The 15,434-nt window shown below is 38.2% G+C and carries 12 protein-coding genes, 1 tRNA gene and 1 pseudogene; 5 read left to right on the plus strand and 9 right to left on the minus strand.

All coding sequences use genetic code 11. The features are described from left to right. Positions 1-30: 30 nt before the first annotated feature. Together dut and ACFIJ9_RS01885 are read right to left on the minus strand one after the other, a co-directional pair. Positions 31-561, minus strand: a complete 531-nt coding sequence (gene dut / locus ACFIJ9_RS01880) for a dUTP diphosphatase (protein ID WP_375635563.1) — start codon at positions 559-561, stop codon at positions 31-33. 245 nt (positions 562-806) lie between these two features. Continuing rightward, positions 807-1,616: a VIT1/CCC1 transporter family protein gene (locus ACFIJ9_RS01885; protein WP_375635564.1), complete on the minus strand. Its 810-nt coding sequence runs from the start codon at positions 1,614-1,616 to the stop codon at positions 807-809. 1,065 nt (positions 1,617-2,681) lie between these two features. On the opposite strand from ACFIJ9_RS01885, the gene ACFIJ9_RS01890 reads away from it, so the two are divergent. Next, the gene (locus ACFIJ9_RS01890) at positions 2,682-3,164 is read left to right on the plus strand and encodes a hypothetical protein (protein ID WP_375635566.1); all 483 of its coding nucleotides are present in this window, start codon (positions 2,682-2,684) and stop codon (positions 3,162-3,164) included. Positions 3,165-3,949: 785 nt separating this feature from the next. Here ACFIJ9_RS01890 and ACFIJ9_RS01895 read toward each other — a convergent pair. Together ACFIJ9_RS01895 and ACFIJ9_RS01900 are read right to left on the minus strand one after the other, a co-directional pair. Then, positions 3,950-4,318, minus strand: a complete 369-nt coding sequence (locus ACFIJ9_RS01895; RefSeq protein ID WP_375635567.1) for a hypothetical protein — start codon at positions 4,316-4,318, stop codon at positions 3,950-3,952. Between the two features lie 1,264 nt (positions 4,319-5,582). Continuing rightward, on the minus strand, positions 5,583-6,107 hold the full coding sequence (locus ACFIJ9_RS01900; protein WP_375635568.1) for a type II toxin-antitoxin system PemK/MazF family toxin: 525 nt from the start codon (positions 6,105-6,107) through the stop codon (positions 5,583-5,585). 164 nt (positions 6,108-6,271) lie between these two features. Between ACFIJ9_RS01900 and ACFIJ9_RS01905 the strand changes: the two genes are divergently transcribed. Next, on the plus strand, positions 6,272-6,406 hold the full coding sequence (locus ACFIJ9_RS01905) for a hypothetical protein (RefSeq protein ID WP_375635569.1): 135 nt from the start codon (positions 6,272-6,274) through the stop codon (positions 6,404-6,406). On the opposite strand, the gene ACFIJ9_RS01910 is transcribed toward ACFIJ9_RS01905, so the two are convergent. Then, positions 6,403-6,975, minus strand: coding sequence for a disulfide bond formation protein B (locus ACFIJ9_RS01910; RefSeq protein ID WP_015856908.1), 573 nt, complete (start codon positions 6,973-6,975; stop codon positions 6,403-6,405). The genes ACFIJ9_RS01905 and ACFIJ9_RS01910 overlap by 4 nt on opposite strands. A 12-nt stretch (positions 6,976-6,987) precedes the next feature. Beyond that, a complete protein-coding gene (locus ACFIJ9_RS01915; protein WP_015856907.1) occupies positions 6,988-7,593 on the minus strand; it encodes a YqaA family protein in 606 nt (201 codons plus the stop codon). 221 nt (positions 7,594-7,814) lie between these two features. Between ACFIJ9_RS01915 and ACFIJ9_RS01920 the strand changes: the two genes are divergently transcribed. Beyond that, positions 7,815-7,899: transfer RNA gene (locus ACFIJ9_RS01920), tRNA-Leu, on the plus strand. A gap of 1,372 nt (positions 7,900-9,271) precedes the next feature. Here ACFIJ9_RS01920 and ACFIJ9_RS01925 read toward each other — a convergent pair. The 3 genes from ACFIJ9_RS01925 to fumC all read right to left on the minus strand — a co-directional run bounded on the left by ACFIJ9_RS01925 (position 9,272) and on the right by fumC (position 12,999). Continuing rightward, positions 9,272-10,162: an outer membrane protein gene (locus ACFIJ9_RS01925; protein WP_375635570.1), complete on the minus strand. Its 891-nt coding sequence runs from the start codon at positions 10,160-10,162 to the stop codon at positions 9,272-9,274. A 997-nt stretch (positions 10,163-11,159) separates the two neighbouring features. Next, the gene (locus ACFIJ9_RS01930; protein ID WP_375635571.1) at positions 11,160-11,291 is read right to left on the minus strand and encodes a hypothetical protein; all 132 of its coding nucleotides are present in this window, start codon (positions 11,289-11,291) and stop codon (positions 11,160-11,162) included. A 319-nt stretch (positions 11,292-11,610) separates the two neighbouring features. Further along, positions 11,611-12,999, minus strand: a complete 1,389-nt coding sequence (gene fumC / locus ACFIJ9_RS01935; protein ID WP_375635572.1) for a class II fumarate hydratase — start codon at positions 12,997-12,999, stop codon at positions 11,611-11,613. Between the two features lie 226 nt (positions 13,000-13,225). Here fumC and groES point away from each other — a divergent pair, with 226 nt between their 5' ends. Both groES and groL read left to right on the plus strand, forming a co-directional pair. Next, the gene (gene groES, locus ACFIJ9_RS01940) at positions 13,226-13,522 is read left to right on the plus strand and encodes a co-chaperone GroES (protein WP_005774667.1); all 297 of its coding nucleotides are present in this window, start codon (positions 13,226-13,228) and stop codon (positions 13,520-13,522) included. Between the two features lie 58 nt (positions 13,523-13,580). Beyond that, a pseudogene (gene groL, locus ACFIJ9_RS01945) lies at positions 13,581-15,225 on the plus strand (chaperonin GroEL). Positions 15,226-15,434: the final 209 nt, after the last annotated feature.

Here is a 15,434-nt window from a genome sequence, read left to right on the forward strand (position 1 = left end):
TTTTGAGAGTAGCGATTTTTTCAGAGCTTCTTAAGTATGCCCCGTTGAACCAAAACCTCCTGTTCCACGGCTCTCGTTATGGCTTTGGGTATTTTGCTCTGGTTCAATGGCGCAAACATTGACTTGGGATACGGGAGCGATGACTGTTTGGGCAATGCGCATTCCTCGTTGGATAGAAAAGTCTTCTTGTCCTAAATTGATAAGAAGGACTTTGACTTCACCACGGTAATCACTATCAATTGTTCCTGGAGTGTTGAGGCATGTGATGCCGTGTTTTAAGGCTAAGCCAGAGCGTGGACGTATTTGTGCTTCAAGCCCACGTGATAAATGAAAAATGAGACCTGTTGGAATAAGTGCCCGCTGCCCAGGGGCAAGAACAAGCGTTTCTTCTTCTCCAATTGCTGCACGTAGATCAAGACCCGCAGAACCAGCCGTTGCGTAGTGAGGAAGTTCTAAACCTTGTCCGTGTGCAAGACGCTGAACAAATAAAGTCAGGGCATGTGAAGATTGAGAAGAGACAGGGTGATTGTTTAGAGGGGTGTTGGTTTCAGAGTGCGACATGATCAAGGTATTTCCAAAATATGAGGTCTAGAAAGAAATGGTACTTTAACAAAAGATATCCATAAAACCAAGTCGATAAAGGTTTGTTGATATAGGTTGTCCCCAGAGCTTGCTGATCTAGAATATTCCAAAACACCATCTGACACCATTAATGGTATTTTTCAATAATGGCATCATCAATGATGGCTTATACCTAAGGACATGCGCTTATTTGAGATCTAAATTATGTTTAGAGATAAGATTTTTTAGATACTACCAATAAGAATACCCGTGGCAAAAACCAGAGCACCACCAATGATGACCTGTAAAGAGGCGCGCCAAAAGGGAGTTGACATGAATTTGTTTTGGATCCAGACGATTGCGCCTAGTTCGAAAAAAACAATGATAAATGCAATAACTGTCGCTACATAAAAAGAGTTGATCAAATAGGGAAGAGTATGGCCCAACCCCCCTAATGTTGTCATAATGCCGCTGGCAAGACCTCTTTTTAATGGCGAACCACGCCCTGATAATTTACCGTCATCGTGGGCTGCTTCTGTGAAACCCATCGAAAGTCCTGCACCAATAGAAGCTGAAAGCCCTATCAAAAAAGTTTGATGTGTGTCTCCTGTGGCAAAAGCTGCTGCAAAAATGGGGGCAAGGGTAGAGACAGAGCCATCCATTAATCCTGCAAGACCTGGTTGAATCCAAGTCAAAAGTGTTTGTCTTTGCGTTTTCGAAGGTTTTTTTACGGTGTTATTGGCCACTGTTGTTTTTTTAGAGGGATGGCTACTCTTGCTTTTTACAAGAGAAGTTCGGTCACATAATGAACCGATAGTGTTTGCACGATTATGGCAAGTAAGGCACAAAAGTTCCTTATAATTTTCAAGCTCTTGAAGCCCCATGGCGGTAAAAACCGCCGCTTCCTTAGAGGAATAAGATTCTAGAGCTTTTGCATATTTCAAATAGAGCGCTGCATGCTGCTCTTTTACTTTGAGCGCTTGAAGCATCATTTTTTGTGCTGAACGAAAGAACAGAGCTTTACGTTGTACAAATGAAAAAAACGATCTCAACATTTTCTGTCCCTCTGCACTTTAGAATAGTTCTAAACCATAAGAAAAATAAACCAAAAGTCAATCTAAAAGTTAAAAACTGAAAAATTGCAAAAAGGTTGCACTGAGAAAAAAGAGTGCTGGGAAGTCAAGAAAGCAAAGGAGATTTATCAAGAAGTATGGTCACATGAAAGAAATGATTGCGTGAAAAAATTAAGAGACAATGTGCTTTATTTTGCTAAAGGGGCGTTTGAATGAAGTGTTTCAATGTATTGATGCTCGAGAATGTAGGGAAAGAAATAGGCTTGGCGTCATCATTCATTTTATGCGTTCAAAAGACTGTAACAGCTCTTGGAATTTGAGATGATTCTTTTAAAGGAGACCTTTTTCAAGGGACAAAAGCCCATTTCGCGAGGGGACCCCTGTGAAGAGTATAGAAGGGTAGAGCGACAAAATTTCCATGAAATAATATAAACTCTATTGAGTCTTCTTAATCTTTACGCTTCATAAAAGAGCAAGCCGGCATCATCATACACCTTAGCTCCCAGTGTTGCGACAATCTTTAGCACGGTTTATTATGGGTATGGCATTTTATTGTACAGTTTTACGCCACTCATTCTGCTTGTGGAGGTGTAAGCCAGTATTCTTATGATATTTACGCGCATTTAGCGTTGTTACAGCTTTTGCATTTAGGTGGATTTGTTAGCGTGTAACGAATTATCTTTTGTGCTGCAATTTCAGGGGCAGGTTTAAGGGGGGGAGTGCATACAGGTTTAGGGGGGGGAGTGCATAAATGAGAGAGACATTATCATATCAAATTGTTTGATCACGCATAAAAATTTATGCTTTATGAAGGGGCATTTATCGCCTTGTAACTTGCCTGATATCTTGCATGAAAGCCCAAAGTTCAGTAGGTTTCCTCTCACTTCAAAACTTCTTATATTGAAGCAATTCAAATCATTTTCTTGTGTATCACAAGGAAGGGTGTGGTTGTGGGATTATTAAAAAGTGTGATAAGTGCGCAATGTGAGGGGAGTATAATCTCTGTGTAGTGAAGGAGAGAAGCGAGTACCGTTTGATAAAATTGCTTTGTTCCGAGCTGTTTATAGTGACATAGTAAGAGAAGCAAAAGAGGGAAAATTAAGGGTAGAATGGTACTATCTTAGTGGTTTTCGGGTGGGGCATTTGAACGATCCTATTGCTGAATATTCTTCTGTTTCCCTAGATGATTTGAGGAAATGGCTTTTATTGCGTGGTAAGAGACCTAAAGTTTTTTTCCCTGAGGATGATTCTCGTGACGTTAAGGATCAAAAATATGCGTTTCAAGATCCAACGCATCCACGTTATGCTCCAAAGCTTGCTGCTATTGTTGCGGCATGGGAAGCGGTGAGTGAGGTTGAGGGTGGTAAAACTGTTAAAGGAACGCTTGCAAAATGGTTGCAACAGAATGCTGATCAATATGATTTACACAATAAGAAAAATGGTAAGTTAAAAAAGGATGTTATTGAGGAATTAGCGGCTGTTGCGAATTGGGAACCTACCGGAGGGGCGCCTAAGACACCTGCCAATTAATTTTATCAAAAGAAAAAAAATAAAAAGATCACTAAAATTGTGCTGTTTTTTTGATAATTTTGAAGATAATCTCTTTTTCTGGGGGAGATTTTTACTTTTCTTCCCTAGATTATAAGTAATTGTTTTTCAATGAAAATAATTTTTATAGTGTTCCTCTGACTGTTCAGGCGGGGGAAAATAGACATTTTGGGGCAGTAAAATTTACCCTGTAGTTTTCGTAACTTACCTCTCTATTTTTGTTTGATTTTTTTGGTCATTTTTAAAATCCGTTATCAATTTAAGGAGTGCAACATGATTAAAGTTAATCTTTTTTTTACTATGCGTAAAAGTGTGAAAATTTTTCGGGGAAATGTACGGATATTTGGCAATGTGTTGCGGATGAGGTGGTACATAAATCGTTTAGAATAGGCGTATTATCGTGTTGGTTAAAGTTTGAATGATTGCTGTTATTCAAATAGTCGAAGTTGAGCGTTGTTACAGCTTTTGCATTTAGGTGGATTTTTTAGCGTGTAACGAATTATCTTTTGTGCTGCAATTTCAGGGGTAGGTTTAAGGGTGGGGGTGCATAAATGAGAGAGAGATATTATCATATCAAACAGTGTTCAATTTATCGCATTGCATTTGTGTGAATATAGCTGATCAAATTTTATTTATCATGTAGAGTGGGGAAAAGTTAACAATATTAATTGAATATAAAAAAACATAAACTGTAATCTGAATTACAGTTTATGTTATTAAGTATTAAATAAGCTTACTGTTTAAACTGTATTTAAGTGAAACGTTGTTTAAACAAGCATCCACGCACTGTCTGCAAAAGCATCAAATGCTTTTTGACCCGGTGTACGATAGGGAGCCCGCTTTTTAGAAAACAACCATGAAAAATACGCAATAAGACCCCAAAGTGCTGGTGCAAGTCCCATCATAACTCCTACCTTTACAACACCTTTTTTAAAATCTTGTTCAGTGCTTTGTGTTGAAATATGATCCATAATCATATCAATAGCTTTAACAACTTTATTTTCTTTTGACACTGTAGAAGCAAAACTAGAACCTTGAGAATGACTATTCAAATAATAAGCATTAGCTTCCAAAACCTGTGAAAAGAAAAAGGCTATTGTAACAATATATAACGCGATTTTTTGAAATATTTTCATTATAATGATCCAAATTTAAAAGATTTAATCAAAAAAGTTTTTTCATTACACTCTCTAAACAAAACAAAAAAAGCACCGTGGCATCCTATGATGCATAATTTCATTATGTGTTTAATGTGCTGTTAATACAAAGTGTTTAATTGCACATTTTGTATTATATTTTTATGTAATTTCCATAGTTTATTGATTCTGTCAACTTTTCAATTTTAGTTTTTAACTTAAATTATAAGCTGTAGTTTTTTTGTTAATTTAGAAATAAGTTTAAATTATATTATTGTTTTTATTGTATCATCTGTTTTGGTAAGTCGTAAACGCAATTCTATATTATTAACGGAGATATTTTTAATATACAAAATGTTTTTTAAATAAACAAAATGTAGTTTTATTGTGGTGTAAATGACATATGTTCTGTATGAATTTTTCAAATTTCATAGTATTTTATAAAAATGCTATGGATTATTGATGCAATTTTTAAGATATATTGCGGTGTGAAGTAATCGTTTTTTGTTATCTCGTAAAAACACTATTTTGTGGTATGGTGATGTAAGTTCTGTGTTTAGCGTTATCGTTATCAATCGGTTATCATATGGTAAGTAAACTAATATTATTCAGATTATATAAGCATTATTAGCTCTCTTTACAGAAATAGATGCGTTCAAAGATGAATGGAGTATTCTGTGTAGTCTTAAAGCGTTTGAATCATTAAATGCTCTTTATTTTTCTTTTCAAAAATGCTGGCTTTTTCATCCGCTTCATCCGTATTGAGGGACGTAAATAAACAAGTTGTGAGGTCGAATATCTTTTGGTAAATTGAGCGATTGAACACTTCAAGAGCGCGAAGAACAAGGGATTATTTGTTATGCCAAATTATGAAAAATTTTTTTCAATCTTGGAAAGATATTCCCATTGCGGCAAATCATATAAAGTTTAAGCAACGGCAGCACGGTTTTTTGTGCAATGAAATGATAAATATGTACAACATCTCGGTAATCTCCGTGGGAAACTTTACCAGATCAATAGTACGGATAGTGTCTTCTGCTTACCCCAAATCGCAGATATTTCAAAACAACAACGGTGGAGAATGAATGTTGGATATGTTCTAGGGAAGGTTGCAAAAAATGGCTAAAAAGTTCTCAAAAAAAATACCAAAAATGACGAAAGGAGCGGTTGCCCACTCCTTCGTTCCTATCTCCCCTTTCGGGGAAGCGGCCACCATTACTGATGCCGTATATGGTGATACATATACGCTTATTTTTTTCAAAAGTCAATAGTGTAAATGCGGTAAATGTTTGAGCATCAGAGCTACAACTTTATGAAAATCTTCGCTGGATAATCTTGGAACAGTACGTGAGCAACTTAAACGACTTACAGAAACTGTTGTGACATAATTGCAGATAATCCATGCTTTTTTATTTTCTATGGGAGATTGTATTGGATACGCAGCGGGATTATTGGGTTGTGATTTCGTTGAAAAAGGTAAAACTGTCACATTTCCATATAATTTTGCATTCTTAGAAAGCACTAAAACAGGCCGCTTTTTCCAAAATTCAGGGAGTATCGAATCATGAGGAAAATCGCACCAAAAAACTTGTCTGATGCGTGGTGCCGATTTGATTCGTGGTTTTATGTGAGGTGGTTTTTTGTAAGGAGCATTTAAATCTCTTTCTCTTATATGCTCGCGCCATGCATTATAATCATGTTCCATCATAACACATGGTTCTTCAAGTTTGGTTATATCTAAGGAAATAGGTGATAGGGTAGAAGGCGCTGTGTTCTTATCTTCAGCCATAGCAGACCATTTATATTTATCGGTCCCCTCACTTATTATTTTACGGCTTTTCTACCACGAGTTTTTATCAAAATGTTGCTCATAAGTACAGAGAGGTGAAACCATAAAATGGATATATCTGCTTATTTTTGTCTTTTGCGTACAACGCTAGAGGAGGGATATTGGTGATAGGTGGGTTGTTGGGTTGGTTTGGCGGTGGGTGGTTTTGGGTGGTGATTGGTGACTGGAGGGTTGTTGGTTTAGGGGGAAGCGATTGGAGAGAACGAGTGCACGCGGCTTCATTTCTATTTTATGGTTAGAGTTTCTTATTGCTTGAAAGGAGTCCTTTTGAGGCAACATAAAAACTGATAAGCATGTAAAATAGACTAGCAACGACATTCCAGCCGGCAAATGAAAGAAAAAGAAAGCGTGCGGATGCTTCAGAACAAGAAGGGGGATGAATGTTGTTTAATTGGTTAAGAAGCTGGTTAATGTCTGAGGTTTTTCTCACTGCGCTTAAACCACAACTGAGGGGGGCTGCCCAAAAGCCATATTCAACACCTGCATGATAAATGGCTAAAACAAGGCTTATACACATTAAGACAAAAACACACAAAAATAAAAGTTGTATCCAAGCAGACATGCGAAAAAAACATGCCCCAAAACCTGCTAAGAGCAAAAAGGGTATGGCACCATAATAGGGAAAACGCTCTATGAGACACAAATCGCAAGGAAGATACCCTCCAAAATATTCAAAACCAAGGGCAAGACCTATTGTAGCGGACAAGCAAAAAGCGAGAAAAAAAGCCCATAAACTTTGTTCTTTTCTGCTGGGTTCAAGATGAAGGTGCTTGTATAAAAGTGGGTGAGAAGACAAAACGCACGCCATTAAGTCTGTTCCTTATAAAAGCTTTTTGTTTAAAAAAGCTATGAAAATCCCATAAATTAAAACGAGACTAACACAACCAATGAGAATAATCCATTTGAAATTCTGTACTAGAAAATTCATTGCTTTTTGCCCAAAATGTTTAATCAGCCACGCGAGAAGATAAAAACGAGCGCCTCTAGAAAAAATACAAATAAGAATGAAAAGTTCAAGACGTACACTCATTACACCGGCCAAAATTGTGACAATTTTGATGGGGGGAAGATGAAAAAAACCTGATGTTATCAGTAAAATGACTAGAAATTGCAGGGTTGCACTATTTTTCAGAGATTCAAAACTTTCAACCTTACCATAAATTTCTAAAATGGGTTTGGCAAGAGTATCATAGGCAAAATGTCCGATAAACCAACCGGCAATGCCTCCTAATACAGAACAGATAGTCGCAATCAAAGCATAGCGATAAACTCGCTTTTGATGGATAAGCAGCATCGGAATATATAAAACATCTATGGGAATTGGAAAAACAGAACTTTCAATAAAGGCAATGAAACCAAGCCAGTGTGGTGCAGTACGCCGATTTGCCAAAGAAATCGTCCAAAGCTTTAATTTGTTTAATATCATGAGGCTTTCTATAAATTTAAGAGGTAAAGACTTTACAAATGAGATTGTTATAAATCCGGTAGAGAAATCCAATAAAGAAAATATTTCATAAAACAGATAAGAAAATGATATGAATTCTTAAAAAATGAGAAGTCTGCTGTTGACGAATCTGTGCTTCTTCATATAGTGCAAAGGAATAATCGACAAGTCTGTATTTTAAGTACTGTCTTTTGTAGCAATGTGCGGGTGTGGTGGAACTGGTAGACGCGCCAGACTCAAAATCTGGTTCCGAGAGGAGTGTCGGTTCGAGTCCGACCACCCGCACCATCTCATAGAGATTTTCCTTTATCCTGTTATGGCGTATCATGTTAATTTATAAAACATGTGGGATTTATAAATAGTGTTCACTGTTTTGCATGTTGAATGAAAAACCTCGAATACCATAGGATTCTTTCATTTTAAGTTTGTTTATTTTAAGTTTATTTATAGTAAATTAACCGAAATCATGTCTTTTGTACATTGCAAGCTAGATGCGCTATTGTGGAATGAAATTTTACAAAATGTGGAATGAAATTTTACAAAAAATGAATAAAAATGCCTCTTAATAAACCGTTTCAAGGGCATCATTGGGGGGTAGGAGTATATGATGGATGGTGCCAGCTTGCACTTTTATGAAGTGTAAAGATGATGCTCTATAGATTTTATATTCTTGTGGGCGTTATTGCAAAATGGGCGTCAGGGTTTTGAGAGATGTTTCTTGAAAACACGCATGTGAATTACCAACCCAAGTGTCTTGGATTTGAGTGTGTTTGGGATTTGAGTGTGTTTGGTTTGGAGCGCTGTCGTATGACATGAGGGGCGTGATCCAAAAAAGTCCCGTGAGAAACACAAGCATGAGGCAATGCGTAAACTCCTTTCTTTAAAAGACAGAGCTGTAGAGGCCTAAAAGATAGTGCTTTAGAGGCTTTGAAAGTCGTAAAACCGAAGTAAAAGGAAATAGTAAGGTTGGAAATTGGTTTTTGCCTTGACAACTTCATATTCTCCCCAAATGAAGCTGTCTCCCCGTTACAGAAATTACATAAACAGAGAACCGCAATATCCTCTCTCTACTCTGGTATACAATAGCTGTAAACACTGTCATTTGAAGTGTGGTCATATAGGGTCTGTAAACTTCCTTGAAACGTTACAGTAATTTTTTTTCAGTGTGTGTTGGATATTCTTAAGAGTGTTTGTTTTACTTTAGGTTTAAGGGCATTCCATGGGGAGGCGCCAAGAGGAGCCTGCCCCAAGAGTCCCCAAGAGTTGTTGTGTTTTTACAAACGGACATGATTTTAGAAATGGGTTTTAGAATCTTGATCCTTTGAGAGTGGGGAGGCAAGTCAACATCATCCTATAAAACTGCAATTGATGCACAATATCCATAGTTCTTTTAAAGAAACATCTCTTAATAACTGCTCTCATTTATTTTACGATGGTAGCCAGTGGTATGATGGTAAAGCTTTTATATTCTAAATGTATACATGAAAGGGGGAGAGGATAGGAGCTTGCTTTAAAAGAGGGAGAGGCTTTATTGTTTTGTGACGATTTGTTTACAGTTTAGTCTTGGTTTTTAGAATCTGCGTCTTTTTAGGAGGAAAAGAGGCATAAAAAAAACCCCGTTTTAACAGGGTTTTTTAAGAGTTCAATTTTTCTACAAAACTTAGAATTTATAAGCGATACCAAAGCGAACATCATGCGTTTGAGAAGAGATTTCAAGGTTATCGTCTGCAAATTTCTTTTTCAAAAAATCTGAATAACGATATTCTGTACGCATGATGATATTATCTGTCATTGCAAGATCAAAACCACCACCAATAGTGTAACCAAACATTGTTTTTGTTTTATCTAACACATCGCCAGAAGCAAAAACTGTCGAATCTTCTTGTGATTTTGATAAAAGTGACATGATATATTGCATTTGTGTATAGGCTATACCCCCTGCAACATAAGGCATAAGACGATGGGAAGCAAAACCAATACGCGCGCGTGCAGCACCAGACCATTTTTCTTTCAATGTTACACTGCTGACAACAATGTCACCATAGTTGGGTATCGTTTCATCCTGAGCTGCAGGTTTTACGATAGGAATCCCAGCTTCTTTAAAGGCAATGTTAATAGAGTCTAATTCATCTAGAATTTTCTTTCCATTGTCTGTTTGGGTGCTTTTCCTCCCAGACCAGACTATGTCCGTATCAAAACCGAAAACAAGGTTCTCTCCCAGATCAATATTAGAACCTGCATACAAACCTGCTCTCAATCCTGATGGTTTCGGTGATAAATCTCTATCAACCCAAGCCCATTTTCCGTCCCTGGCTTCTTTTGCGTAATCTAGAGTATTTTTACTGGAAAAATATCCAATTTGTCCTCCAAAATAAAAACCAGACCAAGAAAAAGGCGCAGAAACAGTAACCGGTGTGATACGTGACGATGAATCATTTTGCAATGAAACCTTCGGTTTTGATTGCTCAAAGATTACCGTATCTGCTGCTTGCGCTGTTGAAGTGGTAATGAAAGTGAAAATAGATAGTGCGATTAAATATTTTGTTTTCATAAAAACATCCCCAATTCATTTCGGATACAAATCGTATTATATACAAATTGGTTAAAAAAATCTATAGTTAATATCATTATGAAAACTAAAATACGTATAAAATCTATAATTAACCATATTAAAGTGTTTTTAAAACTTGTTTTCGTGCTATTATTCCGCGTTTTTCTTAATTTTTCAGGGTTTGTATATATTCCTTCAGTGTTTTCTATGTTTTAGAAAAAAATATAGTATAGTAAATAAGATTTTAATTTTTTTAAAGAACCATTATTAAAGAACCATTATTATATATATATTAAAAACACTCTTTGTTATTCAGTGTTAAATATATTGTCTATAATGATTGATATCATTGTGCTTAATATTCAATTGATCGTAAAAAATACATATTGGCACCATCACATTCTTTGCTCGTTTCTGATATTGCGTAGCTTTGTATTGCGATAGCCTTTTGAGCACTTGAGAGGATGAGCGACTTTATTTCTTTATTTCTTTTTTTATCTATATGCCACTTTTGCTTATAACAATCCAAGCGAATAGTTTTGATTGATTGAATGGGATATGAAGAATAAGAAGGAGCAAAGTGCGAGAATCTGATGTTTCATGAGGTTTCTCATGCACCATGTAAAACGATAAATTCTTCTTTTCGTTCGCTTAAAGCCGGAACGTGGATGAGAGCCTAAAAACTGAATGTCGTTGGCAATTTTAAAGAGATTAGCGCGTGCACTCAGGTTTTTGTGGAAATGGGTGAGGGCGTCATGATGGGTAAATGCTCCAAAATTTTTTGCGAACTGTCAAGGATATCCCTGTCAGAGAGCTGATTGTTTCAGTAAAGGCCAAAACCTTTCGGTGCATTGAGTTTTTTCCAACAGCTGTTCCTCTATTGAGCACTTCTATCTTCACGCTTCATAAAGGAGACATTTCTCAATGCTCCCAAACCCATTTCATGGCGGTGGCTCGTGAATGGTATAAAGATAAAGCCATTGAGCCCCCCTTATCTTTACGCTTCATAAAGAATCAAGCCGGTACGATCATTATATTTACCAGCTCGTGGGTGTTGTGACAGCCCTCTCCACAATGTTGTGACAGTTCTTGGCACTTGAGGCGGTTCGTTAGAGGCGTTTTTAGTCATTTCTTATTTTATACAACTTCTATCCATACATTTATCCCGCTTGTGATGTGGAAGTAAGTGATTTTGATTGATTTAACATGGGACAGATTTAAAATGAGAAAATCCTACGGTATTCAGGATTCTCATTCAATATGAATGACGCGAGATTATCATTATAGATAAATACATTATCTCATTGAGACAAGAGCAGAAATATGGACCAGAGCCTAAAATGAACGCTGTGGGTAATCGTTATCGGTCATCGTCGGGGTGTAAACACCCCGATCTTTTGACAGAAAGATTTGTTTTAAGACGTTTGCATCTTTTTTTAGTGAGTTGTTTATTGGGGAGAAATCATCTTTTTGGGATCAACCAGCCGGTCATAATCAGCTCCAGAAACGCCAGCTTTTATTGCTTCTGCGCGCAAAGTTGTATCATTTTTATGCGCTGCTTTGGCAATTTCAGCAGCTTTTTCATAGCCAATTTCTGGTGCAAGAGCTGTGACTAACATGAGTGAGCGCTCCATGAGCGAGTGAATATGAATGCGATTGGCTCGTAATCCTTGAATGCAATGTTCATCAAAAGAGCGCATGCAATCACCAAGAAGGGTAATTGATTGTAAAACGTTATAGCCAATAACAGGTTTATAAACGTTGAGTTCAAAATGTCCTTGGCTTGCGGCAAAGGTTACGCTGGTGTGATTGCCAAAAACTTGGCATGCGACCATGGTTAAGGCTTCACATTGCGTGGGATTAACTTTGCCTGGCATGATGGAAGATCCGGGTTCATTTTCGGGAAGACTGAGTTCCCCTAAACCTGAACGTGGTCCTGAGCCCAAAAATCGAATGTCATTAGCAATTTTAAACAGATCAGCAGCTAAGGCATTCAAGCTCCCATGGAAATGCGCAAGGGCTCCATGATGGGCGAGTGCTTCAAATTTATTGCTGGCAGTTTGAAACGTTATTCCTGTGAAAGCGCTCACTGTTTGCGCAAAAGCAATGTCAAAACCTTTTGGCGCATTTAGTCCTGTGCCAACAGCCGTGCCACCTTGAGCAAGCATGTGGACATCGGTTAGAGCATTTTCAATGCGCTGAAGATTGGCTTCTAATGCGGCACGATAGCCTGAAAATTCTTGTCCTAAGGTTAAAGGCGTTGCATCTTGGGTATGGGTGCGGCCGATTTTAATGATGTCTGCAAATTCTTGCTCTTTTTGTTTTAGTGTAGCAATAAGAGCTTCAAGGATTGGCAGTAAGTGTTGGCGTGTTTGCAACGTGGTGGCAATGTGAAGCGCTGTGGGAAAGGAATCGTTCGATGATTGACTCATATTGACATGGTCATTGGGATGAACTGGTTTTTTGCTTCCAAGTTTTCCTCCCAAAATCTTACTGGCACGATTAGCAATTACTTCATTGACATTCATATTGCTTTGTGTGCCAGAACCTGTTTGCCAGACGGAGAGTGGGAAATGCGTATCAAAATCGCCGGCAAGCACTTCATCGGCGGCGGCAATAATTGCTTTTCCAATATTTGCTGGTAGTTTTCCTTTGTCCATATTTACAACAGCTGCAGCTTTTTTGATAAGGACTAAGGCATAGATGATGGCAAGAGGCTGCTTTTCACTGCCAATATTAAAATTATGCAGTGAACGTTCAGTTTGTGCTCCCCAATAACGATCTTGACGTACCGAAATCGTTCCAAAGCTATCCGTTTCCTGACGTGTTTCAACCATGATAAGATCCTTTTTTGTTCACGGGTTCTTAAAAAAGCTAAATAACGCGAAAGTGCAATGAGAGGCAAGACTTTGAAGCTTCATTTAGAGAAATTATTTTATGGCTATTCTTGACATTAAGAGATGCAGATTTTATATCTAACTTATACTAGCACTCTCAAGCTATGAGTGCTAGCAAGAACTTTTAAGATTAATGCAATTATGTTCAGTTTTAAGGATTTAAAACATGGCTAATATACAATTCCGCCCACTTCACGACCGTGTCGTTGTCCGTCGGGTTGAATCTGAAAATAAAACGGCTGGTGGGATTATCATCCCTGATACAGCAAAAGAAAAACCTCAAGAAGGCGAAGTGATTGCTGTTGGCAATGGCGCTCTCGATGATAACGGAAAGCGTGTGCCTTTAGAAGTCAAAACAGGAGACCGTATCCTCTTTGGAAAATGGTCTGGAACTGAAGTCAAGATTAATGGGGAAGACCTCCTCATCATGAAAGAATCTGACATTATGGGAATTATGGGCTAATTGAAGCGCTTAACTTTTCATTGTGTACTATTTTGAGAAAACTCCAAGGAGAAATTAAATGGCTGCTAAAGAAGTCAAATTTGGCCGTGAAGCGCGTGAGCGTTTGTTGCGCGGTGTCGACATCCTTGCTAATGCTGTTAAGGTGACACTCGGCCCTAAAGGTCGTAATGTGGTGATTGATAAATCATTCGGTGCGCCTCGCATCACAAAAGATGGTGTATCCGTTGCAAAGGAAATTGAACTTGAAGATAAGTTCGAAAATATGGGTGCACAAATGTTGCGCGAAGTTGCTTCTAAAACCAATGATATCGCTGGTGATGGAACAACAACAGCAACTGTTTTAGGACAAGCTATTGTGCAAGAAGGCGTTAAAGCTGTTGCTGCTGGCATGAACCCAATGGATCTTAAACGCGGGATTGATGCTGCTGTGGATGAAGTGGTGGCAAACCTCTTCAAAAAAGCAAAAAAAATCCAAACTTCAGCAGAAATTGCACAAGTAGGAACTATTTCTGCTAATGGTGCTGCTGAAATCGGTAAAATGATCGCTGATGCTATGGAAAAAGTGGGCAATGAAGGCGTCATTACCGTAGAAGAAGCTAAAACTGCTGAAACGGAATTAGAAGTCGTTGAAGGAATGCAATTTGACCGTGGGTATCTTTCCCCTTATTTTGTCACAAATGCTGAGAAAATGGTCGCTGATCTTGATGATCCTTACATTCTCATTCACGAAAAGAAATTGTCTAATCTACAATCTCTTCTTCCAGTGCTTGAAGCTGTTGTGCAATCTGGAAAACCACTTCTCATTATCGCTGAAGATGTGGAAGGTGAAGCTTTGGCAACACTCGTGGTCAACAAGTTGCGTGGTGGTTTGAAAATTGCTGCTGTAAAAGCACCTGGATTTGGTGATCGCCGTAAAGCAATGTTAGAGGATATCGCAATCTTGACATCCGGACAGGTTATTTCTGAAGATGTGGGCATTAAACTTGAAAATGTCACTTTGGATATGCTTGGACGTGCAAAGAAAGTGAACATTTCTAAAGAAAACACCACCATTATTGATGGTGCTGGACAAAAGTCTGAAATTACTGCTCGCGTCAATCAAATCAAGGCTCAGATCGAAGAAACAACTTCTGACTATGACCGTGAGAAATTGCAAGAAAGACTTGCTAAACTCGCTGGTGGTGTTGCTGTTATCCGCGTGGGTGGTGCAACAGAAGTTGAAGTGAAAGAAAAGAAAGACCGTGTTGATGATGCTTTGAATGCAACACGTGCTGCTGTTGAAGAAGGTATTGTTGCTGGTGGTGGTACCGCATTGTTGCGTGCAGCAAATGCGTTGACCGTTAAAGGAAGCAATCCTGACCAAGAAGCAGGTATTCATATCGTTCGTCGTGCTCTTCAAGCGCCAGCACGTCAAATCGCAACCAATGCCGGTGAAGAAGCCGCTATTATTGTGGGCAAAGTGCTGGAAAATAATGCTGACACTTATGGTTACAATACTGCCACGGGTGAATTTGGTGATTTGATTGCTTTGGGAATTGTTGATCCAGTGAAAGTTGTGCGTTCTGCTCTCCAGAATGCGGCTTCAATTGCTAGCCTTCTGATTACAACAGAAGCAATGGTTGCTGAAGTTCCAAAGAAAGATACACCAATGCCTCCAATGCTTAGGTGGCGGAATGGGTGGAATGGGCGGAATGGATTTCTAAGCTCTTATTCCATAGAAGTAATAAAGAAACGGGCTTTCTGTGCCCGTTTTTTTTAATGCTTTTTCACGTTTTGCAACCGGTGAATTTGGTGATTTGATTGCTTTCAAGAATTGTTGATCCAGTGAAAGTTTTTGCGTTCTGCTCTCCAGAATGCGGCTTCAATTGCTAGCCTTCTGATTACAACAGAAGCAATGGTTGCTGAAGTTCCA

This window comes from Bartonella sp. MR90HLJMH, from assembly GCF_042194115.1.
GTDB lineage: Bacteria > Pseudomonadota > Alphaproteobacteria > Rhizobiales > Rhizobiaceae > Bartonella > Bartonella grahamii.